This is a genomic window from Candidatus Pelagibacter sp. (assembly GCF_052049855.1).
Taxonomy (GTDB): Bacteria; Pseudomonadota; Alphaproteobacteria; order Pelagibacterales; family Pelagibacteraceae; genus Pelagibacter.
In genome coordinates, this window is the sequence record NZ_JBNGZE010000003.1 from 161,162 (window position 1) to 185,311 (window position 24,150).

Below are 24,150 nucleotides of genomic sequence, written 5' to 3' on the forward strand. Positions count from 1 at the left end.
AAATGAAAAAAACAAAAATTGATCATTACACAGATAAAGAAGCTTTAGATTTTCATAAAGACAAAAAACCTGGCAAGATTGAGATTATTTCTTCAAAAAATATGACAACTAAGCGTGATCTCGCTTTAGCATATTCTCCAGGAGTTGCTGCTCCAGTAAAAAAGATAAGTGAAAACCCAGAAGCAGCTTATGATTACACAAGTAAAGGAAACCTTGTTGCTGTGATTAGTAATGGTTCAGCAATATTAGGAATGGGAAATTTAGGTGCCCTTGCATCAAAGCCTGTGATGGAAGGAAAGGCCGTATTATTTAAAAGATTTGCAGATATTGATTCGATTGATTTAGAGATTGATTGTAAAGATTCAGACGAAATTATAAATTCAATTAAAAATTTTGCACCTAGCTTTGGTGGAATAAATTTAGAAGATATAGCGGCTCCTGATTGTTTTGTAATAGAACAGAAATTAAAAGAAATTTTGGACATTCCAGTTTTTCATGATGATCAACATGGGACAGCAATTATAACAACCGCAGCATTAATTAATGCCTTAGATATTTGTGGTAAATCATTAAAAAAAATTAAAGTTGTAGTTAATGGTGCTGGAGCTTCAGCACAAGCTTGCACTGAGCTATTTAAAAACTCAGGAGTAAAATCTGAAAATATAATTATGCTAGACAGAAAAGGTGTTATTTATGAGGGAAGATCTGAGGGAATTGATCAATGGAAATCTAGATATTTAGTCAAAACTAAACATAGAACTTTAGCAGATGCTATAAAGGGTGCAGATGTTTTTTTAGGTTTATCTGCAAAAGGTGTTCTAAAAAAAGATATGGTTAAATCTATGGCAAAAAATCCAATTATATTTGCTTGCGCTAATCCTGATCCAGAAATTACCCCAGAGGAAATTAATGAAGTTAGAAATGATGCAATTATTGCGACTGGGAGATCAGATTACCCCAATCAAGTAAACAATTTAATTGGATTTCCTTATATCTTTAGAGGAGCTTTAGATGTTAGATCCAAAACTATAAACGAAGAAATGAAAGTTGCTGCAGCTAATGCAATAGCTAAGTTAGCAAGAGAAGATGTTCCTGATGAAGTTGTAGCAGCCATGGGCGGTGAAAGACCTCGCTATGGAAAAGATTATATAATTCCATCCACATTTGATCCAAGATTGATTAGTGTAATACCAGCTGCTGTAGCAAAAGCAGCTATAGATAGTGGGGCAGCTAGAAAAAAAATAGATGATTTCGAACTTTACAAAGATCAACTAAAACAAAGACTGGACCCAACAGTAACCATAATGCAGGGTATAAATTCCTTTATTAAAAAAAATCAGAAAAGAATTGTGTTCGCAGATGGTGAAGATGAAAATAATTTAAAAGCAGCAATAGCGTTCAAAAACTCAAAACTAGGTATTCCAATTTTAGTTGGAAAAGAAAGTAGAATTAAAGAACAAATAAAAAATATTGGTTACAGTGGAAATTTTGACATTGAAATTGTTAACTCAAAAGATGAAGAAAAAAGAAAAAAATACGTAAAGCATTTGTTTGAAAAATTACAAAGAGAACAGGGGTTATTGGAGAGAGATTGTGATAGAATGATCAGAAACGACAGAGTTGTATGGGCTACAAGCATGGTAGCATGTGGTGATGCCGACGGAGCAGTTACTGGAAACACTAGAAGATTTGGAGCTTCTTTAGAAAAAATTAAGCAAGTTGTAGATGTGAGAAAAGGGGAAATTATGTTTGGATTAAACATGATAGTTCATAAAGGAAGAACTATTTTTGTCGGCGATACAAGCGTTCATGAATACCCAACATCTGAACAAATGGCTGAAATAGCAATATCCACCGCAAGAGTAGTAAGGCTTTTTGGATTTGAGCCAAAAGTTGCTTTTGTATCTCATTCCACGTTTGGACAACCTCTTACTAGCAGAACAAAACATATTCGTAATGCAGTTGAAATACTCAAAGAAAAAAAAGTAGATTTTGAATTTGATGGGGATATGCAGCCAGATGTTGCTCTTAATTCAGAATACAAGGAACTTTACCCTTTTGCAAAAATTGTTGGTAAGGCAAATATTTTAATAATGCCTGGACAACATAGTGCAGCAATATCATACAAGTTAATGAAAACTTTTGGTGACACAAAAGTTATTGGTCCTTTACTTATAGGACTTGGCCTTCCAATAGAAATTGCACCTCTTAGAACCTCTACATCTGAAATAATTAATTTAGCATCAATTGCAGCTTATTCCTCTGAAGTTATTGATTATAAAAAATAATTATTCTCGTTGAACTCTTAAGTCTTCTAAAAGTATAATACTGGCAATTACATCTTCCACATCAAGAATTTCTTTAGCCTCGCTTATTACCAAATCTTTTTCTTCAGAAGTTAGAGCAATTCCATAAATATAAATTTTCTTCTTGTAAGTATCTATTTGATAATTAGTTGCTTTTATATTTTTATTTACAATTAATGCTGTTCTTAATTGGGAGGTAATAAGTAAGTCTTTTGCAGATTGTTTAAAATTAAACTCTTCTTTAATTTTAATATCATTTCTAACAGATCTAGCACCCTTAGTTTCCCACGCTAATTTCGTAATCATTAATTTTTCATCCGGGCTATCTACTTTTCCAGTAACAAAAATTCTCCCATCTAAAACTTTAGTCTTTACAGATAAAAGATATTTACTATCTTTTGCTAAAATTTTAGCACTTATGCTTTTTTGCATAATGGAGTCATCTATTTGTGTACCAACTGATCTAGGGTCTAAAGCAACTGAAACACCAGTTCCAAAAAGACCTTTGGAACCAACTCCAGCACATCCAATTAAAATAAAGCTTACGAATATAAAAATTAGTAATTTATTTTTCATTTTTTAATTCTAAACAATAATTATATATTTCTTTTTTAGGCACGTTAGTACTCAAACTTAAAATTTCTGTAATTTCTTTTGTAGATAATTTATTAATCATTTTTTTAATTATATTAATATCTGATTCAGTTAATTTTTCAGATAAATTTTTATTTATTTTTTTTTCAGAAATAACAACTGTTAGCTCACCTTTTGGTTCTTTTTCAAATAATTCTAATTCATCAACGTTTTTTCTAATAAATTCCTCATATATTTTTGTTATTTCTCTACAAAAAACTATCTTTCTTCCTGGAAAATTTTTTTTTATTTCTGGTATAATTTTATTAATTTTTTTTGGAGAAATAAAAAAAACTAAAGAATTTTCAAATTTTGAAAATTTTTTTAATTCATTAGATAATTGCTGTTTTTTATCTGGGAAAAAACCACAAAACAAAAATGTATCTGAAAAACCACTTATTGAAACGGCTGCGGCAACTGCTGAAGGTCCGGGAATGGGAAATATTTTAATCTCGTTATTAATACACTCGTTAACTAAAATTGAACCAGGATCAGAAATGCTAGGCGTCCCAGCATCTGATATCAAAGAAATTATTTTTCCAGATTTTAGATACTCAATAATTTTTACTACATTTTTTTTTTCATTAAATTTATGATTTGAAATTAATTTTGATTTTATTTGATATTTATCTAAAAGGTTTTTTGAAACACGAGTATCTTCACATAAAATATAATGAGACTGCTGCAAAACTTCAATTGCTCTTAAAGTTATATCTTTTAGATTTCCTAAAGGAGTTGATACCAAATAAAGACCATTTTCGTACTCTTTTAATTTAAATTGTGGTTTTATGATCATAATTTAGCTTAAAAAATATTATACTAGCATCAAAATGATCAAATTAATTAAAATTATTTATTTTATTATTTTAAGTTTTTACTTTCTGTCTTTTTCAAATGTTAATGCTACAGAAAAAATTAAAATAGGATTATTAGTACCTATGACAGGAGAAAATAAGGAGATTGGAGAGTCGATAATTAAAGCAGTTGGATTAGCGGTCAAGGATATTAATAATAATCTTATAGAAATCTATCCAAAAGACACGGCAACTAAAGCTAATCAAACTTTAAAATCAGCATTTGAATTAAGTGAAATGGGTATAAAAATTGTTATAGGTCCCATTTTCCATGAAAGTTTAACTTATTTAGATGAAATGAAAGATTTAACTTTTTTATCATTAACAAATAAAACTTTAGATCTTCCAAAAAATGTAATTTCAGCTGGAATTAATTCTACATCACAATTTAATACGATAAAAAAATTTTTAGAAACTAATCAAATAAAAAAAACTATTTTTTTAACACCAATTCAAGATTATGAATTTGAGATTAAAAAAGGAATGAAAAATTCAAAAATTAAAATTTATAAAGATTATGAATATAATACAGAACCCACAAAACTAACAAAACAAATAGAAGAAATTACAAATTATAAAATTAGAAAACAAAATTTAGAAGATGAAATAAGGAGAATAAAAAACTCTAATGAACCTAATAAAGAAAAAAAAATAAAAAGTCTTGAGAAAAGATACACTCTAGGTGGTTTAAACTTTGATGCTGTTGTAATTGCAGATTTTGATGAAAGTCTGAAAAGTGTGTCTACATCACTTTTATATACTGATGTACTTCCAAAAAATAAATATTTTATAACTTTAAATCAATGGTTTGATGAAAGTTTATTTAACGAAACTAATATACAGCCGTTATATTATCCATCAATAAATAAACAAAATTTTGATAGCTACAAAATCAAATACTTTAACGCATTTAATGAAGACCCTACTCACTTGTCTCTATTAAGTTATGATCTTGTTGGATTGGTTTATTATTTATCTACGAACTCAAAAGCAGAAAACCTAAATAAAATTTTTAAAAGAAAAAGCTCTTTCAAAGGAAAAATAGGAATTTTTGATATAAAAAATAACAAAATAAATCATAGACTTAATTTTTATAAAATTGAGGATCAAAAACTTATAGAAATTTTTTAATTTTTTTAAAAGCTTGGTATCTATGATCCATCTTATATTTTTGAGATGGTTTCATTTCTCCAAAAGTCTTTCTTTTTTTTAAAGGAATAAAAATTGGATCATAGCCAAATCCATTCTTGCCTCTTGGTTCATTTGAAATATAGCCCTCTACTTTTCCCAATACGCAAGCAATCTTTTTATTTAAATATGAAATAGACAAAGCACAAATAAATCTCGCTTTAATTTTTTTATCTTTCCAATTTTTATCTTTTTTATTTAGCTCTCTGTAAACTTTTCTTATAGCTTTATTAAAATCTCCATGCTTTCCACCCCACCTTGCAGAGTAAATTCCAGGACTTTTGTCTAAAAAATCTATTTCTAAACCAGAGTCATCAGCCAGACAAATTAATCCTGTTTTTTGAGAAAAATATCTAGATTTAATTAATGAGTTTTCCTTAAATGTCTTGCCATTTTCAGTTGGGCTACTAAGATTAAATACAGAAGTAGAGTAAATTTTGATATCCTTTGGCAACAAACTCTTAATTTCACGTAATTTACCCTTGTTATTAGTGCCAATAAGTAATTTATCAATTTTTTGTTCAGACATCTGGAAATTACTAAAATCCTTACCATATAAGAGACTATGGAAAAAGAAGAAAACCAAAATAGTACTTCTGTGGATCAAAACCAGGATGCAACAAAAGAAAATGGGAAACCTGAAGAAAATTTAGTCGAAGAAAATAAGCAAGATAAAGACCAAGAGCCCCAAGAAGAGATTAAAGAGCAAACTCCAGAGGAAAAAATTGCTGAACTTGAAGATAAAGTAGCAAGAACTTTCGCTGAAATGGAAAATCAAAGAAGAAGGTTTGAAAAAGAAAAGGAGGATGCTTTTGAATATGGTGGTTATAGTTTTGCTAAAGAAGCATTAAGTTTGATTGATAACTTGGATCGGTCAAAACATGTTCTTGAAAGTGACGATAAGTTAAAAGAAACTGAGGCATTAAAGAAGACACTAGAACATTTAGACATTATTAAAAAAGATTTAATTTCAATATTCGAAAAGAATAATATTAAATCAATTGAAAGCCTTAACAAAAAACTAGATCCAAACTTTCATCAAGCAATGATAGAAATTGAAGATGATACGAAAGAACCTGGAACAATAATTCAGGAAATTCAAAAAGGCTTTACTATAAAAGACAGATTGCTTAGACCCTCATTAGTTGGGGTGTCAAAAAAAGTTACAATAAAAGAAGAAAAAACTAAGGAAAATCAGGAAAATCAGGAAAATAAATAATTATGAGATCAACTTGTAGTTTCACATTTAAACCCTATATGACGAAAGAGAGACATTAAATTATGAGTAAAATTATTGGAATAGACTTAGGAACAACAAATTCGTGTGTTGCCATTATGGAAGGAACACAGGCTAAGGTTTTAGAAAATGCTGAAGGTGCAAGAACTACTCCATCTGTTGTAGCATTTACAGATGAGAACGAAAAATTAATCGGACAACCAGCAAAAAGACAAGCTGTTACAAATCCAGAGAACACTATCTTTGCAGTTAAAAGATTAATTGGAAGAAATTTTGATGACCCAACAGTAAAAAAAGATGTGGAAGCTGCACCTTTTAAAATAGTTAATTCTGAAAAAGGTGATGCTTGGATTGAGGCTAAAGGTGAGAAATATTCACCTTCTCAAATATCAGCGTTCATTTTACAAAAAATGAAAGAAACAGCAGAAAAATATTTAGGTCAGGCTGTAACTAAAGCTGTGATTACAGTCCCAGCGTACTTTAACGATGCACAAAGACAAGCTACTAAAGATGCTGGAAAAATTGCTGGGTTAGAAGTTTTAAGAATTATTAATGAACCAACCGCAGCATCACTTGCGTATGGTTTAGATAAAAAACAAAATAAAAAAATTGCCGTATATGATTTAGGTGGAGGAACATTTGATGTTTCTATCCTAGAATTAGGTGATGGTGTATTTGAAGTTAAATCAACTAATGGTGATACTTTCTTAGGTGGTGAAGATTTTGATAATGCTGTTGTTGATTACTTAGTTTCTGAGTTTAAGAAAGATAATGGAATTGATCTGAAATCAGATAAGCTTGCTTTACAAAGATTAAAAGAAGCTGCAGAAAAAGCAAAAATAGAATTATCTTCTGCTGAACAAACCGATATAAATTTACCATTCATTACAGCAGATAAAACAGGTCCAAAACATATTAATTTGAAGATGACTAGGGCAAAACTTGAAGCTTTAGTTGAGGATTTAATTGCTAGAACGATGCCTCCATGTAAGACTGCATTAAAAGATGCGGGAATAACTGCTAGTGAAATTGATGAAGTTGTTATGGTTGGTGGTATGACAAGAATGCCGAAAGTAATCGAGGAAGTAAAAAACTTTTTTGGAAAAGATCCTAACAAAAGTGTAAACCCAGATGAAGTAGTTGCAATGGGTGCTGCTATTCAGGCAGGAGTTTTACAAGGTGATGTTAAAGATGTACTTTTATTAGATGTAACTCCACTATCACTTGGTATCGAAACACTTGGTGGAGTTTCTACAAAACTGATTGATAAAAACACAACAATACCAACTAAAAAAAGTCAGGTGTTTTCAACTGCAGAAGATAATCAGCCAGCTGTATCTATTAGAGTTCTACAAGGTGAAAGAGAAATGGCTGCTGACAATAAAGCTTTAGGAAATTTTGAATTAGTAGGTATTGCACCAGCACCGAGAGGAGTGCCTCAAATTGAAGTTACATTTGATATTGATGCTAATGGTATCGTAAATGTTTCAGCAAAAGATAAGGGAACTGGTAAAGAACAAAAAATTCAAATCCAAGCTTCAGGTGGACTTAGTGATGAAGAAATTGAAAAAATGGTTAAAGATGCTGAAGCTAATAAAGAAGCTGATAAAAAGAAAAGAGAGTCAGTTGATGTTAGAAACCAAGCAGATACTCTAATTCACTCTACTGAAAAGAATTTAAAAGAGCATGGAGCGAAGATTTCTGATGCAGAGAAAAAAGCAATTGAAGATGCATCAGGCGCTGTAAAAGAAGCTCTAAAAGGTGAAGATATTGATGATATCAAGAAGAAAACTGAAGCTTTAGTTCAAGCTTCAATGAAACTTGGAGAAGCAATCTATAAATCACAACAAACTGCAAAACCAGAGTCTGGAAAGGATGATGGTGGAGATGATGCAGGAAAAAAAGACGAGAATGTTGTCGATGCTGATTTCGAAGAAGTAAAAGACGAGAATAAAGAAAAAAGCGCTTAAACTGACATCTAATTGTCTGGGGTAATTTGATGGCTAAAAGAGACTATTATGATGTCCTGGGCGTAAATAAAAGCGCAAGTCCTGAAGAATTAAAATCCGCGTATAGAAAGTTAGCTGTTAAGTATCATCCTGATAAAAATCCTGGAGACTCAAAAGCAGAAGAAAAATTCAAAGAGGCTAGTGAGGCTTACGGAATACTTTCAGACAAAGAGAAAAAGCAAAACTACGATAACTTTGGTCATGCAGCTTTTGAAAATGGTGGTGGTGGACGAGGTGGAGGTTTTGGTGGTTTTAGTGGAGCAGACTTTTCAGATATTTTTGAAGATTTTTTTGGAGATTTTGGTGGAGGTGGAAGATCAAGAAATAGAAAATCAAATAATAGAGGTTCTGACCTAAGATACGATTTATCTATTTCATTAGAAGAAGCTTACCATGGGAAAAAACAAGACATTAAATTTTCAACAACAGAACAGTGTGGTACATGCAGAGGAAATGGATCTAAACCAGGCTATTCTCCTGACAGGTGCTCATATTGCGGTGGTAATGGTAGAATAAGATCCAATCAAGGTTTCTTTACTGTACAACAAACTTGTCCTCAATGTAATGGAAATGGTGAAGAAATAACAAACCCATGTAATGATTGTAATGGCCAGGGTAAAAAACAAGCATCAAAGAAAATTTCTGTAACCATTCCAAAAGGTGTTGATGATGGAACCAGAATTAGACTTGCAGGAAAAGGTGAAGCCGGAACTCGAGGTGGAGCAACAGGAGATCTTTATTTGTTTATTAATGTTAATTCACATAACTTATTTAAAAGATCAGACGAAAATTTATTTTTTGAATTTCCAATTTCTTTTGCAGACGCTGCTTTGGGAACAACCATTGAAATACCAACTATTGACGGGGGTAAAGCAAAAATAAAAATTCCTGATGGTACTCAAAATGGAAAACAATTCAGATTAAAGGGTAAAGGAATGCCGTTTATGAGAAGAGGGGACTTTGGAGATTTATATGTTCAAGTTAAAACAGAGGTTCCTGTATATTTAAATAAAAAACAAAAAGAATTACTAGAGCAATTTAGAGAAATTGAAAACGATAAGTCAAATCCAAGTATTAAAAAATTTTTTCAGAGGGCAAAAGATTTCTGGAAAAACTAAAAGACTAATCTTCTAAAAAAGGTTAAGATTAGCTAAATGAAAAAAATTAATTTAGCTATTTCTGGTTGCATAGGCAGGATGGGCCAACAATTAATCAAGTCTTCAAAGAAAAATAAAAACTTTAAATTAGTTACACTTACAGAAAATAGATTAATTAATAAAAAATTTAATGGAGTTAAACCTGAATTAAATTCCGAAAAAGCTTTTAAAAAAACTGATGTTATTATTGATTTTACTGTACCAAATTGTACTCTTGAAATTCTTAAAATAGCATCAAAACTAAAGAAAAAAGTAGTAATTGGTACTACAGGTTTTACTAGAAACCAAGAAAATCAAATTAAAAAATATTCAAAAAAAATACCTATTTTAAAAGCTGGAAACATGAGTTTAGGAGTAAATTTATTAATGTATTTAACTGAGATTGCCTCAAAATCATTGAATGATGAATACTTGAGTAAGATATTTGAAGTACACCATAAACATAAAAAAGATTATCCGTCCGGTACCGCGTTAATGCTTGGTAAAGGAATAGCTGATGGAAAAAATCAAAATCTATATAGTTTAATTGGTAAAAAATTTTTAAATAAAAAAACTTTTCCTTATGGAAAAAAAATTAATTTTAACTCAATTAGAAAAGGTGAAATTATTGGTGAACATGAAGTTAAATTCTCAAGTGGAAAAGAAATAATTACATTAAACCATGAGGCTTTTGATAGAGCACTTTACTCAGATGGGGCTTTGACTGCTTCTAAATGGTTGATGAAAAAAAAGCCAGGTTTATATTCTATGAGAGATTTGCTTGATTTTTCGTAATGAATGAAAAACAGAAAGCAAAAATAATTGTTAAAACCCTAAATAAAATTTATCCCAAAGCACCTGTTCCACTTAAAAGTAAAAATACTTTCACACTATTAATTTCTGTACTACTTTCAGCACAATGTACTGATGTAAATGTAAATAATGTAACAAAAGATATCTATCCTAAATACTATAAACCAGAACACTTTGTGAGATTAGGAAGAAAAAAAATTGAAAAATTAATAAAGAAAATTGGTATTTTTAGAATTAAAGCCAAAAGTATTTATTTAATGTCAAAACAAGTGTTAGAAAAACATAAGGGCAAAGTACCTAAAACCTTTGAAGAACTTGAAAAATTACCTGGTGTAGGACACAAAACAGCAAGCGTAGTAATGTCTCAAGGCTTTGGATATCCAGCTTTTGCGGTTGATACTCATATTCATAGACTTGCACAACGATGGGGTTTAACGAATGGGAAAAATGTAATTCAAACTGAAAAAGATTTAAAAAGAATATTTCCTAAAAAAACCTGGTCAAAGCTTCATTTGCAAATAATTTTTTATGGTAGAGAATATTGTAAAGCTAGAGATTGTTATGGTTTAAGTTGCAAAATATGTACTACTTGCTACCCAAATAGAAAAAAACCTGTTATTACCAAAAAAGCTTAATATGAAAATTTTAGGAATAGGAAACGCAATTATAGATGTTATTTGCAAAGTTGACGATAGTTTTATTATCGAAAATAATCTTACAAAGAGTACAATGAAATTATTTTTTGATGAAAATGAATTCAAAAATTTACTAAAAAATATCAAAATTGAAAAAACAGTCTCTGGGGGATCTGTTGCGAATTCTATTGTTGGTATATCCCAACTTGGTGATCAAGTTGGTTTCATAGGTAAAGTTTCTGATGACGAATTTGGTGCCAATTATGAAGAGGGATTGAAAAAAGAAAATGTAGAGTACTTTTATTCTAAGAAGAAAGAAGAATTGCCGACAGGAACATGTCTAATATTAGTAACTCCAGACTCAGAAAGAACAATGTGTACTTTCTTAGGAACTGCAGGAAAAATTAACGAAAACGATGTTAATTCTAGTGTAGTGAAAAATAGTGAAATAATATTTTTGGAAGGGTACTTATGGGATGAGGGAGAACCTAAGAAAGCCTTTGATAAGGCTATGAGCAATGCAAAAAAGGTTGCTATGTCTCTTTCTGATATATTTTGTGTAGATAGACACAAACCTCATTTTTTAAACTTAGTTAAAAACAAACTAGATATAACTTTTGCAAACGAGCAAGAGATGAGTTCATTAATTGAAGCTAAAAATTTTGAAGAAGTCATAAACTTTTCAAAACAACTTAATAAATTAGTGGTTGTAACTAGAGGTGAGAAAGGAGCTGTAGCAATTAATGGAGATGAAGTTATTGAAAGTAATATTCAAAAAAATCTTAAAATTATAGACCTTACAGGTGCTGGCGATCTCTTTGCAGCTGGATATTTGCATGGGTACATAAATAAATTATCTACAAAAAAATGTCTTGAGAAAGGAACAGAAATGTCATCAAAGGTAATCCAACAAATTGGAGCAAGGCTCTAAAATTAAGTTTTCTTTCGTTTAAAACTTCCCTTTCCTTTTTTGGGCTTAACTATTTTTGGCTTGTACTTTTTAGTATACAAATCTTTAGCCATTGGATTTTTCTTATTTAATTTGATAACCATTTTTTTTACTAATTATAAATTCGTTATCATTAAAAATTTCTAAAATTTTCTTTCTTAATCGATAAATATGCGTCTCGACAGTATGGGTTTCTATATTTGATTGATAGCTCCAAACTTTTTCTTGTAATTCATCAATACTAACTGGTTTATTTGATTTAGATAAATAAGTAATTGTATTAATTTCTTTTTCGGTCAGCTTAAGCTTGGCATTTTTTGTAAACATTTCTCTTGAATTAAGATTAATCATGTAATTACTTACCTTAACTTCAGATTGACTATTAAATTGTAGTTTTAAAAATTCGATATTTATTTTTTCTAATAATTTAGAAATGTTAATTGGTAAATTATCTAAAACAAATTGATTATCAATTTCCAAATTTTTTTTATTAGACAAAATCAAATAATTAATATGCTCCTTTTCTTTATTATTTAATAAATCCTTATTATCTGCAAAAAGGATGTTAAAATTTAAATTCAAGTCAAGTTCTTCAAGAATATGATACAATGGTTTAAATTTGTATATTATTAAAATCTGAGCACTCACAGAGAGAGAATATGACAATTTTTGTAAAAAATAAACACACTCTTCAAATTGATGAATTCAAATTTAGGTGTTCTATTGGTAAAAAAGGTTCAACATTCAATAAAATAGAAGGAGATAAAAAAACACCCAAGGGAACCTTTAAAATTGAAAATCTTTATTTTAGAAAAAATCGAATTGCAAAACCATTCACTTCACTAAAATGTATAGAAATAAAGAAAAATATGGGTTGGTGTAATGACATTAATTTTCCAAGAAAATATAACAAGCTTATTAAAATAGATAAAAGAGTCAGTCACGAAAAATTAACGAGAAAAGATCATATTTATGATTTATTGATCCCAATTAAGTATAATTATAAAAAACCTATTATTGGTAAAGGCAGTTGTATTTTTATTCATCTAACCAAAAATTATAAGCCCACAGCTGGCTGTGTAGCTTTAAAAGAAAAAGATTTTTTGATTATGCTTAAATTAATTAAAAAAAATTCAATAATAAAAATTTTTTAATGTCTTTGACCAAAAATTTTAGAACCAATTCTTATATAGGTTGATGAGTATTCGGCAGCTTTGAGAAAGTCAGAAGACATTCCCATACTTAACTCTGAAAAACCTAGACTTTTATTTATTTTTTGCATCTCATCAAAGTAACTTTCTGGATCAATATTTACAGGCGGTATACACATTAGACCTACCAAATCTAAACCAATACCTTTACAATAAGATATTAGTTGCTTCAAGTTGTCTTTATCAATTCCTGATTTTTGATTTTCATTACCAATATTTACTTGCAAAAATATTTTAATTTTTTTATTTATTTTATTCTGTTCATCGGCAATTTTTTTTGCAAGCTTTTCGCTGTCTACTGAATGAATATAATCAAATAATGGAACTGCGAATTTAACTTTGTTTGTTTGTAATTTTCCAATCATATGTAATTTTATTTTTGAATTTTTTTTCTTTATTTCTGTCCATTTTTCGACAGCCTCCTGAACCTTATTTTCACCATAGTCAATATGACCGTATTTAATAAGAGGCAAAATTTTATCAAATTTGAAGGTCTTGGAAACTGCAACAATTTTGGGGGTTTTATGAATATTTATTTTATTAAGATGATTTTTGATATTAGTCTCAATATCTAATAAATTTTGTATTGTACTGTGCATATAAATATGATGAAAAAATATTACTTTATTAATAAATTCGACGCAAATAATATTGATAAACAAGATAAAGAAACTACAATCATATTTCGAGATTATTCATTAAAAAAACCTAGTCAAACACTTATTTTAAAAATTAAAAGCTATTGTAAAAAAAAATCAATTAAATTTTATTTATCTAATAATATTAAACTGGCAATTAAACTTAATTTAGATGGTGCCTATATACCATCCTTTAATAAAAGTTTTAATCATTTATCTTATTCTTACAAAACTAACTTTAAGATTGTTGGATCCGCCCATAATCTTAAAGAAATTAAAACAAAAGAAAAACAAAAGGTAGTAAAGATTTTTATTTCTTCTTTATTTAAAAAAAATAAAAATTTTCTGGGAATAAATAAATTTAAATTACTCTCAAAAATGACAAATAAAGATGTTGTTATTCTTGGTGGTGTTTCAAAAAAAAACTTAAAAAAACTTGCTCTTTTAAATCAATTTGAATTTGCTGGAATTTCTTATTTCGAATAAAAAAAGGCCCCTAAAAAGGGGCCTCTTTAAAATTTTAATCTAAACTAAATTAGAATGCAAATGTAGCTGATAAAGACCATCTGTCTTTATCACCAGTATTGTGTGCTTCTGTAGTTGTATTACCAACACCAGATGCATTAAATTGAGAAGCAGATAATGTTACACCACCAGTTGTGTATGAAACATTGAATTTATCAACTTCTTCATCTACTGCTGAACCTTCAGTTTCGATAGTTTCAGTACCATATGCAATCGATAGATCGTCTGAAACAGTATAAGCTACATTCCATGAAGAAATTTCTTCATCAACACCTGAAGTAGCATCGTATGCATTTTCAGTGTTTGAGTAACTTACAGTGAAAGAACTATATGCGTATGAAGCTTTCATAGTAGTATGTTCTTGCTCTGAACCAATAGTTTCAGTTTGACCTACAGCATAATCAAGAGATAATCCTTCAACTCCTGAATATCCTACGTGCCATGCTGTTGCAGATGACCCACCAGCTGATCCTGGAGAGTATGACGCGTTAATCGTCAAGTCATCCATAATAGATGGTAATGTGTAGAATAAGCTGTTGTTTCCAGCTTCCGATGCTCTTGGCGATGTAATACCTGAACCATTATCCCAAGCATCACCAGCTGCAGTAGTATCAATAGCTGATTGCGCAGAAGATCCACCTTCACCTGAGAACTTTAAAGTTCCTAAACTATCTGAACTAACAGACACAGAGTGACTATCAAACGGAGCGTTGTCAAGTTGTGCTCCAGTTCCTAAAGTTGAATCATCGTTTTGATCAATTACGAAAGATAGTGATACGTTCATACCATTATCTAACTCACCAGAACCTGTGAAAGTTAACTGGTTACCCATAGTCCAAGACTTACCTGAAGAAGACTTAGACGTGTTTTTAAGACCTATAGATGCTCCCCCAGACACTGACATCTCACCAGCATGTGCTGATACAGAAACAAGTGAAGCTGCTAAAGCAGTTAGACCTATTTTTTTAATGTTCATATTAATTACTCCTTAAATTAATTGTTAATTATTAATAATAAACATTGCATATTTAACATTTTAGAGTGATTTAAATCGTAAAATTCTATAATTTTGTTAAAAAAATCACTAGTGTTGCATATTTACATCACTTTTTAGCCCTTTTTTACTTAAATTTTATGAAATATGGGATTATGCTGTATAAGCAAACCAATAGATTAATACCAGTATGAGTTTTATCAAACTTTTTAAAATATTAAGTTTTTTTATAGTCATTTCCTTATTTTTAAATGGCTGCAATGGTAAGATACCTGGAGCTGATGCAAGAAAATTTCCTGCTGATCCTAAAGAAAGGGTTAAACAAAATCTCGAACAAGGTCGAGGATTTACCCTTAATAAAGCTTTTGGTAATGGAACACGTGGCGGAACATTTGATTTTGCTAGTTCAAATGAATTATGGAGAGCATCCTTAGATGTAATTGATTTTATGCCTTTAACTTCTGTAAATTATAGTGGAGGTATTATTATAACAGATTGGTACTCTGATGGAAACAATTCTAATGAAAGTATTAAAATTTCAATAAGATTTTTAACTAACGAAATAAGATCAGATGCCTTAGATGTAAAAATATTTACAAAAAAATGCTTAGATAATTTTATGAATTGTAAAATATTACAAACTGATAAAGTTTTGATTAATGAATTAAAAAAAGAGATTTTAAAAAAAGCAGCAATTTATGCTCAGCAGAAAAAAGATGAAAATTTTAAACCTTACACAAATAAAGGTTTAGGCATTGAGTAATTTTAAATAAAATTCAATAATTAGTTCTGTGCAAAGATATAATTTTAAATCAATAGAAGAAAAGTGGCAAAACTTTTGGGATAAAGAAAAAACGTTTTCAACAAAAGTAGAAAAAAATAAAAAGAAATTTTATTGTTTAGAAATGTTCCCTTACCCTTCAGGAAGAATACACATGGGTCACGTAAGAAATTATACAATTGGTGACGTTTTAGCAAGGTATAAGGCTCTTAAAGGGTTTAATGTGCTCCATCCAATGGGGTGGGACTCGTTTGGAATGCCAGCTGAAAATGCTGCTAAACAAAATAATTTAGATCCAAAAACTTGGACTGAAAGCAATATTACAAAAATGAAATCTCAGCTAAAGAAACTTGGTCTTTCTATTGACTGGGATCGTGAAATTTCAACTTGTTCAGAAGATTATTATAAACATCAACAAAAGTTTTTTTTAGAATTATTTAAAAAAAAACTAGTCTATAGGAAAGAAAATTATGTTAATTGGGATCCAGTAGATGAAACTGTACTTGCTAACGAGCAGGTTATTGATGGAAAAGGATGGCGCTCTGGAGCCACAGTAGAAAGAAAAAAATTAAGTCAATGGTTTTTCAACATATCTAAATTTTCTCAAGATCTATTAAATGGTCTAGACAATTTAGATAATTGGCCAAATAAAGTCAAAACGATGCAAAAAAACTGGATTGGAAAATCATTTGGCTGTGAAATTGATTTTAAAATTGAAGGAGACTTACCAGTTAATAACATAAAATGTTTTACCACTAGACCAGATACACTTTTTGGTTTTTCTTTTTTAGCTTTGTCTATTGATCATGAAATATCAAATTTTTACAAGGATGATAAAAATTTTCAAAAATTTAAAGACGAATGTTCAAAAACAGGCACAACTGAAGAAGCAATTGCAATTGCAGAGAAAATTGGATTCAAAACCAATCTTCTTGCAACAAATCCATTGAACCCAAAGCAGAAAGTACCAGTTTATTTTGCTAACTTTGTTCTAATGGATTATGGATTTGGAGCAGTATTTGGTTGTCCCGCACATGACCAAAGAGATTTTGATTTTGCAAAAAAATATAATCTGGAAATCAATACAGTTGTAAGACCTAATGATAAAGATAATACTTATGAAGTTATAAACGAAGCTTATCCAGGACCAGGTATATTAATCAACTCTGATTTTCTCAATGGGCTTAAAGCTCCAAACAATTCAGTATTGGAAACAATTAAAATTTTAGAGGAAAAAAAATTAGGAAAGAGAAAAATTAATTATAGACTAAAGGATTGGGGTGTATCTAGACAAAGATATTGGGGCTGTCCTATACCAATCGCATATGATGAAAATGGTGATGCTCATCCAATTCCTGAAAAAATGTTGCCAGTTAAACTTCCAAATAATGTTGATTTGAACGTAAAAGGAAACCCTCTCGATAGTCAAAAAAAATGGAGTGAGGTGATAATTAATGGAAAAACTCTAACACGAGAAACTGATACCTTGGATACTTTTGTGTGTTCTTCTTGGTATTACCTAAGGTTTTGTTCGCCTAAAGAAATTAATTATGGATTTAATAAAGATGAAATTGATTACTGGATGCCTGTAGACCAGTATATCGGGGGTGTTGAGCACGCTATTTTACACCTTTTATATTCAAGATTCTTTATGAGAGCCCTTTCTTATGAGAGTGAAAATTTTAGTATTTCAGAACCTTTTAAAGGTCTATTTACACAAGGGATGGTTTGTCATGAGACATATAAAGATCCGGAAAATAATTGGGTATCCCCAGAAGAAATAGTAACTATAGACGGAAAAAAATATCTTAAAAAAGATAAATCTAAATTAATTACCGTTGGCTCATCTGAGTCTATGTCAAAATCAAAAAAAAATACGATTGATCCTGAAGATATTATTTCAAATTATGGTGCAGATGCAGCTAGATTATTTATCTTATCAGACAGTCCTCCAGAAAAAGACGTGCAGTGGTCTGAGGAAGGTATAGCGTCATCTTTTAAGTTTATTCAAAGATTATGGAATTTAAATTCTATTATATTAGATGAAATAAACAAAGATCATCAAACAAATCAAATCGATGAAATGACAAAATACACAAATAAATATTTAAAGAAAGTAACTGATAATCTTGAGGATTTTAGTTACAATAAAATTATAGCCAACTTACATGAAGTGTACACTTTTTTAATCAAAGAGATAAATAAAAATTATGAAAAAAAAATTATTTTAGAAAATTATGAAAACATATTAATAACAATGCTTCCTATAATTCCACATTTTGCTAGTGAATGCTTAAATTTAATCAATTCCAAAAAAATTAATTGGCCAGATTATAATGAGACATTAATAAAAGATGATATAGTTAATATAGTTATACAAATAAATGGGAAGAAAAGAGGACTGATAACAACAAAACCAAATATGTTTGAGGAAACTTTACTCGAAATTATTAATAAAGACGAAAAATTATCAAAATTTTTAAAGAAGAAAATTATAAAAAGAAAAATTTATATTAAAGATAAATTAATGAATATTATTACTTAAATGAAAAATTGTTTTCTAATTTTTTTTTTAATTTTTATACTTAATGGATGTGGTTTCGAACCTATTTATTCAAATAAAGACACATCAAATTATAAAATTACTATTTTAGAAAATAAAGGTGACGTAATTCTTAATAATTTAGTTAACAGAGAACTAAAGAGAATTTCAAACAATAATTCTTTGAATGAATATAAAATCAAAGTTAATTCAAAATTTGATAAAATAATTATTTCTAAAGATAGTAAAGGATCACCATTAGAATTCGAACTATCAGCTAAAATAAGTTTCGAAATAAATGGTGAGGAACTTAATAAATCAATGAGCTTTAAAGAAAAACAAAATATGAAAAAAATATCTGATCTATTCCAACAAACAAATTATGAAAATATTATTAAAGAAAATTTTGTGACATCAATTGTTAGAAAATTATCTTTAAAATTATATAAATAAGAATGATAATTAAATCCTACGAAATAAATAAAATTAAATTAAATAAAACTAAAATAATTTTATTATATGGGCAAAACCAAGGAGCAAAAGAGGAAATAATCTCAAAAATAATAGCTGGAAAAGCCCAAACATTAAAGAAATATGATGAAAAAGATATATTAGAGAACACAAATATTTTGTATGACAATATTTTATCAAGATCACTTTTTGAAAGTGAAAAAATTATACTTATTAGTAGATCAACAGACAAAATATATAAAATAATTGAATACCTAGAAAACAAAGAATTGGATGGAATATTAATAATATTAGAAGCATCCATTTTGGAAAAGAAATCTAAACTTCGCAACTTTTTTGAAAAAAATAAAAATTATTTATGTATACCTTTTTATTCGGATGACCATCAAACGTTATCTAAATTGGCTAGTGATTACGTTAAAGAGAAAAAATTAATAATTTCTCAATCAAATATAAATTTAATTATAAATAGATCAAATGGAGACAGAGGATTTCTAAAAAGTGAGTTAAACAAAATTTATTTATTTTCATTAGGTGGTAAAAAAATTAATACAGAGAATTTGTCTAAGTTAACAAATTTAATTGAAAACTATGGCTACTCGGAATTGGTGGATAATTGCTTGGCAAAGAATAATAAAAAAACAATATTAATATTAAATGAGAATAATTTCAGTAACGAAGATTGTGTTATAATTTCAAGGACTTTTTTACAAAAATTGAAAAGAATTAAAAATTTATCTAAGTCTTATGCTAAAAATAAAGATTTAAATAAAACAATTTCAGACGCAAGACCTCCAATATTTTGGAAAGATAAAAATATAGTGAAATCTCAAATAGAGAAATGGAAAATAAATCAAATCAATCAATTAATATATGAGATTAGTGAAATTGAATTGCAGGTTAAAAAAAACTATGACAATGCTGTAAATATAGTTATAGATTTTATATTAGAGAAGTCATCTGTCTAACTCAACTAATAATGCGATTTAATAATATCAATTATTTTATTTAGTTGATCAAGATCCTTGTATTCAAAACTAATTTTTCCCTTATTTCTTTTGTTATTTTTAATTTCGACATTTAACCCAATTATATTTGAAACTGATAATTCAAGTGCGATAATATTAGTATCTTTGGATATATTTGACTTCTGTTTTTTATTTTTAAAAATTTTAACAAAATTTTCAGCTTGTCGAACAGAAAGTTTTTTCTCAACAATTTTAGTTGCTACAAAGCTGGCATTATTGAGACCAACTAGAATTTTAGCATGACCAGCAGTTAATTTTTGAGTTTCAATTAGTTTTATTACGTCTTCTGGTAATGTTAAAATCCTTAAAGAATTTGTTATATGACTTCTACTTTTTCCGATAAATTTTGATACTTTTTCATGATCATAAGAAAATTCTTCAATTAATCTTTTATATCCTTGAGCTTCTTCGAGTGGATTTAAGTCATGCCTTTGGACATTTTCAACAATTGCAAATTCCAAAGATTTCAGATCGTCAGCCTCTGTAACTACAACAGGAACCTTATGGAGACCTGCTCTTTGAGCAGCAAGCCATCTTCGTTCGCCTGCAATAATCTCAAATTTAGATTTATTTTCATTTGATTTTCTGACAATGATAGGCTGGATCATTCCACGTTCTTTGATTGAATTTGATAACTCTTCCATACTTGTTTCATCAAAAATTTTTCTTGGTTGATACTTGTTTGGTATTAATTCACTAATAGCTAATTGGTTTTTTTGAATCTCGACTTTTGTTTCTCCAATTAATGATGACAGTCCTCTCCCTAAACCCTTTTTGATCTTATCCATTAAGCAGCACTCCCAACTTTTGACTCTTGACTCATAAACTCATCAGTAAAACTAAAATAAGATTTGCTACCAGGACACGTCTTGTCATAAATTAATACTGGTATACCGTGTGAAGGTGCTTCTGACAATCTGACGTTCCTTGGTATCACGGTTGAATAAACTTTATCACTAAAGTAATCTCTCGCTTCTTTCTCAACTTGTGAAGAAAGCTTATTTCTTTTGTCATACATAGTTAGAAGTATACCCCTAATCTTCAAATCTGGATTTAAACTTACTTTAATCCTCTCGATTGTTTTCATTAGCTGCGTTAATCCCTCTAAAGCAAAAAATTCAGTTTGAAGTGGTACCAATAATGAGTTTGAGCTTACAAGAGCCATTACTGTCAACAAGCTCAACGAAGGCGGACAATCGATCAGAACATAATCGTATTGTCCTCTAGAATTGTTTAAATAAGCGGCTAATTTGGTTTTTAGTATAAAAGCCCTATTACTATCATCAGCCGTCTCAACTTCTAAGCCTGATAAATCTACATTGGATGTGATAATATCTAAATTTTCAAACTGTGTTTTTTTAATTACCTCACTAATTTTTTTAGTTCCATTCAAAACTCCATAAATTGTATCACTTGAGTTATCCATATTTGATAATCCTAAACCTGTTGTAGCGTTACCTTGTGGATCTAGGTCAATAACTAATATTTTTTTATCTATTTGAGATAACCCTGCTGCAAGATTTATCACAGTAGTAGTTTTTCCAACCCCACCCTTTTGATTTATGACTGAAATAATTTGCATTTAAATATTTTTTACAATCCTTTTAATTTTTTTTTTTAATTTTTTTAATATTTATCAAAAACGAATCTTTACTTGTTAAGCTTTTCTTTTCTACATACTCCAACTCCCAAATTTTTTTAGAATTTTCAAAAATTTTTTTTCCACTCCTCCCCATAAAAAAAATTAAATTTTTATATTTTGAAAAATTTTCATATACTAATTCTAAAACTACTGGCATTGGTTTAAATGCTCTGGACATTATTGTTCCTGTTTCTAAATTTTTTATTTCAAAAATATTTTTTTGAAAAACCTTTGTGTTTAAATTTAATTTTTTTGAAACTTCCTTTAAAAAATGGCTTTTATGGTAGCTTTTTTCATAAAGGTGCACATTCATATTATTTTTCATGTTTTTTAACATAATTGCCACGATTATGCCTGGCATACCCCCTCCTGAACCTATATCTGTGGTTGTATTACTATTTAAATCAACAAAATCAATTATTTGTGCTGAATCGATAATATGACGGTCAATTATACCTTTTTTCGACGCTGTATTTTGGCTGATTACGTTAATTTTTTTATTTTTTTCAAGAATCATAGATATATAGTTTTCAAAGTCCAAAAACGTTTCACGTGAAACATTTAAGTGATTGATTCTTGAATAAGAATTTAAAATTTCCTGATCCATTAAGCTATATGCTTAATAGACTTTCTTTTTACATGTGACAACAAAATATATACAGCCGCAGGAGTTATTCCGTCAATTCTTAGAGCTTGACCCATTGTTTTGGGCTTTATTTCTTTAAATTTTGCTTTTACCTCATTAGACAGACCTGATAGTCCATCATAATTAATTTTATCAGGAATAATTAGATTTTCATCCCTCTTAAATGCTAAAATATCAGCTTTTTGCTTCTTTAAATACCCTCTATAATGTGCATTTATTTCTACCTGTTCGTCAATTTCTTTACTAAAGAAAGGTATATCAGACCATATATCTCTAATTTTACTCATATTTACCCCTTTTTGGGTTAAAACTTCGCTTGAGGATCTCAATATTCCATCCTTTGCTATTTTTATTCCAAATTTTTCGGCTTTTGATGGTGAAATCTTGGACTCGCTCATTTTTATATTAATTTGACTGATTTGTTCAAATTTACTCAAATATACATCTTTTCTTTCATCACCTATTAAACCCATATCAATTCCCTTTGCAGTTAATCTTTGATCAGCATTATCAGATCTCAAAGTTAATCGATATTCTGCTCTTGATGTAAACATTCGATATGGCTCAGCTACTCCTTTTGTCACCAAATCGTCTATCATTACTCCAATGTAGGCGTCAGATCTATCAAGTATGAATGGTTCTAATTTTTTAACAGACAAGGCAGCATTTACTCCCGCTATAAGACCTTGTGCAGCAGCTTCCTCATATCCTGTTGTCCCGTTAATCTGACCGGCTAGATAAAGGTTGCTTATCTTCTTAGTTTCAAGAGTTAAGAATAATTCACGTGGATCTATATAATCATATTCTATTGCGTATCCTGGTCTTAATATAGTAGCATTTTCTAAACCATTGATATTATTGCATATTTCTAGTTGAACTTCAGCTGGAAGTGACGTGGAAATACCATTTGGGTAAATTGTGTGATCGTTTAGACCTTCTGGTTCTAAAAATATCTGATGACGAGCTTTATCTGCAAATTTTACTATTTTATCTTCTATTGATGGACAATATCTTGGGCCTACTCCTTTTATACTACCTGAGTACATAGCACTCTTTGATAAATTCTTTTCTATAATTTTATGAACCTTTTCATTTGTATATGTCATTCTACATGACACTTGTTTATTTAAATTTTTTTTTGTTAAGAATGAAAAAAAATAAGGATCGTCATCTGCGAATTGTTCTTCTAAGTTTTCAAAATTAATTGTTCTTGAATCTAACCTTGGTGGTGTTCCAGTTTTTAATCTTCCAATTTTAAAATTATATTTAGCCAATTGTTCACTTAAACCTGTCGAAGGTTTTTCATCGTACCTACCAGCAGGTGTTCTTTGATCACCTATATGTATCAAACCATTCAAAAAAGTCCCTGTAGTGAGTATTATCTTATTTGATAGAACTTTCTTTCCTTCTTTAGTTTGAAACCCACTTATTGAATTTTTATTAAAAATAAACTTTATGACAGGGTCTGAAAAAACACTTAAATTACAATAGTTTAGCAATTTTTCTTGCATATACTTACGATAAAGTGATCTGTCTGATTGAGTTCGTGGTCCTCTGACTGCTGGACCTCTGCTTCTATTTAATAATCTAAATTGTATACCCGATTTGTCTGCTACATCTCCCATAACACCATCAAGGGCATCTATTTCTCTAACCAAATGACCTTTACCTAAACCTCCGATTGCCGGGTTGCAAGACATCTCACCGATAGTTTCTATTTTATGAGTAAATAGGGCAGTGTTCACTCCAAGACGAGCAGAAGCTGCTGCAGCCTCACATCCAGCATGTCCTCCTCCAATTACAACTACATCAAATGACAAATCATTTTTCATAATCCAAATCTATATGTGATTATATAATTTACAAGATAGGTTTAATTTTTTGGAAATAAACCTTATTTATCAACGTTTTT

The 24,150-nt window shown here is 29.3% G+C and carries 24 protein-coding genes; 14 read left to right on the forward strand and 10 right to left on the reverse strand.

All coding sequences use genetic code 11. The features are described 5' to 3' along the window. Nucleotides 1–2: 2 nt before the first annotated feature. Entirely contained in the window at nucleotides 3–2,288 is a 2,286-nt protein-coding gene (locus tag ACTT9X_RS06365) for an NADP-dependent malic enzyme (RefSeq protein WP_440934798.1), read from the forward strand. Here ACTT9X_RS06365 and ACTT9X_RS06370 read toward each other — a convergent pair whose 3' ends face one another. Next, a complete protein-coding gene (locus tag ACTT9X_RS06370; RefSeq protein ID WP_440934799.1) occupies nucleotides 2,289–2,882 on the reverse strand; it encodes a BON domain-containing protein in 594 nt (197 codons plus the stop codon). It lies immediately after the preceding gene. Beyond that, nucleotides 2,872–3,735: a 16S rRNA (cytidine(1402)-2'-O)-methyltransferase gene (gene rsmI / locus ACTT9X_RS06375; protein ID WP_440934800.1), complete on the reverse strand. Its 864-nt coding sequence runs from the start codon at nucleotides 3,733–3,735 to the stop codon at nucleotides 2,872–2,874. The genes ACTT9X_RS06370 and rsmI overlap by 11 nt, the downstream gene beginning before the upstream one ends. A gap of 34 nt (nucleotides 3,736–3,769) precedes the next feature. Here rsmI and ACTT9X_RS06380 point away from each other — a divergent pair, with 34 nt between their 5' ends. After that, complete coding sequence (locus ACTT9X_RS06380) at nucleotides 3,770–4,924, forward strand: ABC transporter substrate-binding protein (RefSeq protein ID WP_440934801.1); 1,155 nt, start codon at nucleotides 3,770–3,772, stop codon at nucleotides 4,922–4,924. On the opposite strand, the gene rdgB is transcribed toward ACTT9X_RS06380, so the two are convergent. Next, complete coding sequence (rdgB, locus tag ACTT9X_RS06385; RefSeq protein ID WP_440934802.1) at nucleotides 4,908–5,510, reverse strand: RdgB/HAM1 family non-canonical purine NTP pyrophosphatase; 603 nt, start codon at nucleotides 5,508–5,510, stop codon at nucleotides 4,908–4,910. The genes ACTT9X_RS06380 and rdgB overlap by 17 nt on opposite strands. Nucleotides 5,511–5,546: 36 nt before the next feature. Between rdgB and ACTT9X_RS06390 the strand changes: the two genes are divergently transcribed. The 6 genes from ACTT9X_RS06390 to ACTT9X_RS06415 all read left to right on the forward strand — a co-directional run bounded on the left by ACTT9X_RS06390 (nucleotide 5,547) and on the right by ACTT9X_RS06415 (nucleotide 11,742). Continuing rightward, nucleotides 5,547–6,200 (forward strand): nucleotide exchange factor GrpE, encoded by a 654-nt coding sequence (locus ACTT9X_RS06390; protein WP_440934803.1) that lies wholly within the window; start codon nucleotides 5,547–5,549, stop codon nucleotides 6,198–6,200. Between the two features lie 62 nt (nucleotides 6,201–6,262). Further along, entirely contained in the window at nucleotides 6,263–8,188 is a 1,926-nt protein-coding gene (gene dnaK, locus ACTT9X_RS06395; RefSeq protein WP_440934804.1) for a molecular chaperone DnaK, read from the forward strand. 29 nt (nucleotides 8,189–8,217) lie between these two features. Then, a complete protein-coding gene (dnaJ, locus tag ACTT9X_RS06400) occupies nucleotides 8,218–9,345 on the forward strand; it encodes a molecular chaperone DnaJ (protein ID WP_440934805.1) in 1,128 nt (375 codons plus the stop codon). Between the two features lie 36 nt (nucleotides 9,346–9,381). After that, nucleotides 9,382–10,158: a 4-hydroxy-tetrahydrodipicolinate reductase gene (gene dapB, locus ACTT9X_RS06405; protein WP_440934806.1), complete on the forward strand. Its 777-nt coding sequence runs from the start codon at nucleotides 9,382–9,384 to the stop codon at nucleotides 10,156–10,158. Further along, a complete protein-coding gene (nth, locus tag ACTT9X_RS06410) occupies nucleotides 10,158–10,811 on the forward strand; it encodes an endonuclease III (protein ID WP_440934807.1) in 654 nt (217 codons plus the stop codon). The genes dapB and nth overlap by 1 nt, the downstream gene beginning before the upstream one ends. A gap of 1 nt (nucleotide 10,812) precedes the next feature. Next, nucleotides 10,813–11,742, forward strand: a complete 930-nt coding sequence (locus tag ACTT9X_RS06415; RefSeq protein ID WP_440934808.1) for an adenosine kinase — start codon at nucleotides 10,813–10,815, stop codon at nucleotides 11,740–11,742. A gap of 102 nt (nucleotides 11,743–11,844) precedes the next feature. Here the strand turns inward: ACTT9X_RS06415 and ACTT9X_RS06420 are convergent, their stop codons facing one another. After that, nucleotides 11,845–12,408 (reverse strand): winged helix-turn-helix domain-containing protein, encoded by a 564-nt coding sequence (locus tag ACTT9X_RS06420; RefSeq protein ID WP_440934809.1) that lies wholly within the window; start codon nucleotides 12,406–12,408, stop codon nucleotides 11,845–11,847. An 11-nt stretch (nucleotides 12,409–12,419) separates the two neighbouring features. Here ACTT9X_RS06420 and ACTT9X_RS06425 point away from each other — a divergent pair, with 11 nt between their 5' ends. Then, the gene (locus ACTT9X_RS06425; protein WP_440934810.1) at nucleotides 12,420–12,914 is read left to right on the forward strand and encodes a L,D-transpeptidase family protein; all 495 of its coding nucleotides are present in this window, start codon (nucleotides 12,420–12,422) and stop codon (nucleotides 12,912–12,914) included. Here the strand turns inward: ACTT9X_RS06425 and ACTT9X_RS06430 are convergent. Continuing rightward, nucleotides 12,911–13,570, reverse strand: a complete 660-nt coding sequence (locus tag ACTT9X_RS06430; RefSeq protein WP_440934811.1) for a YggS family pyridoxal phosphate-dependent enzyme — start codon at nucleotides 13,568–13,570, stop codon at nucleotides 12,911–12,913. The genes ACTT9X_RS06425 and ACTT9X_RS06430 overlap by 4 nt on opposite strands. Nucleotides 13,571–13,576: 6 nt before the next feature. Between ACTT9X_RS06430 and ACTT9X_RS06435 the strand changes: the two genes are divergently transcribed. Then, complete coding sequence (locus ACTT9X_RS06435; protein WP_440934812.1) at nucleotides 13,577–14,095, forward strand: thiamine phosphate synthase; 519 nt, start codon at nucleotides 13,577–13,579, stop codon at nucleotides 14,093–14,095. A gap of 49 nt (nucleotides 14,096–14,144) precedes the next feature. Here ACTT9X_RS06435 and ACTT9X_RS06440 read toward each other — a convergent pair whose 3' ends face one another. Then, nucleotides 14,145–15,110 carry a porin gene (locus tag ACTT9X_RS06440; protein WP_440934813.1) on the reverse strand — a complete coding sequence of 322 codons (966 nt, stop codon included), beginning with the start codon at nucleotides 15,108–15,110 and terminating at the stop codon, nucleotides 14,145–14,147. Nucleotides 15,111–15,318: 208 nt separating this feature from the next. Between ACTT9X_RS06440 and ACTT9X_RS06445 the strand changes: the two genes are divergently transcribed. Genes ACTT9X_RS06445 through holA form a run of 4 tightly spaced genes read left to right on the forward strand, consistent with a single transcriptional unit; the run spans nucleotide 15,319 to nucleotide 19,890 of the window. Further along, nucleotides 15,319–15,891 (forward strand): DUF3576 domain-containing protein, encoded by a 573-nt coding sequence (locus tag ACTT9X_RS06445; protein ID WP_440934814.1) that lies wholly within the window; start codon nucleotides 15,319–15,321, stop codon nucleotides 15,889–15,891. A gap of 28 nt (nucleotides 15,892–15,919) precedes the next feature. Continuing rightward, on the forward strand, nucleotides 15,920–18,454 hold the full coding sequence (leuS, locus tag ACTT9X_RS06450) for a leucine--tRNA ligase (protein WP_440934815.1): 2,535 nt from the start codon (nucleotides 15,920–15,922) through the stop codon (nucleotides 18,452–18,454). Then, a complete protein-coding gene (locus ACTT9X_RS06455; RefSeq protein ID WP_440934816.1) occupies nucleotides 18,455–18,904 on the forward strand; it encodes a hypothetical protein in 450 nt (149 codons plus the stop codon). Nucleotides 18,905–18,906: 2 nt separating this feature from the next. Continuing rightward, nucleotides 18,907–19,890 carry a DNA polymerase III subunit delta gene (gene holA / locus ACTT9X_RS06460; RefSeq protein ID WP_440934817.1) on the forward strand — a complete coding sequence of 328 codons (984 nt, stop codon included), beginning with the start codon at nucleotides 18,907–18,909 and terminating at the stop codon, nucleotides 19,888–19,890. Nucleotides 19,891–19,895: 5 nt separating this feature from the next. Here holA and ACTT9X_RS06465 read toward each other — a convergent pair whose 3' ends face one another. The 4 genes from ACTT9X_RS06465 to mnmG are packed head-to-tail and all read right to left on the reverse strand — an operon-like array spanning nucleotide 19,896 to nucleotide 24,070. Then, nucleotides 19,896–20,738, reverse strand: coding sequence for a ParB/RepB/Spo0J family partition protein (locus ACTT9X_RS06465; protein ID WP_440934818.1), 843 nt, complete (start codon nucleotides 20,736–20,738; stop codon nucleotides 19,896–19,898). Next, on the reverse strand, nucleotides 20,738–21,532 hold the full coding sequence (locus tag ACTT9X_RS06470) for a ParA family protein (RefSeq protein ID WP_440934819.1): 795 nt from the start codon (nucleotides 21,530–21,532) through the stop codon (nucleotides 20,738–20,740). Before ACTT9X_RS06470 ends, ACTT9X_RS06465 begins: the two co-directional genes overlap by 1 nt. 22 nt (nucleotides 21,533–21,554) lie before the next feature. Beyond that, nucleotides 21,555–22,199 (reverse strand): 16S rRNA (guanine(527)-N(7))-methyltransferase RsmG, encoded by a 645-nt coding sequence (locus ACTT9X_RS06475; RefSeq protein WP_440934820.1) that lies wholly within the window; start codon nucleotides 22,197–22,199, stop codon nucleotides 21,555–21,557. Next, nucleotides 22,199–24,070 carry a tRNA uridine-5-carboxymethylaminomethyl(34) synthesis enzyme MnmG gene (mnmG, locus tag ACTT9X_RS06480; protein WP_440934821.1) on the reverse strand — a complete coding sequence of 624 codons (1,872 nt, stop codon included), beginning with the start codon at nucleotides 24,068–24,070 and terminating at the stop codon, nucleotides 22,199–22,201. The genes ACTT9X_RS06475 and mnmG overlap by 1 nt, the downstream gene beginning before the upstream one ends. Nucleotides 24,071–24,150 lie beyond the last annotated feature (80 nt).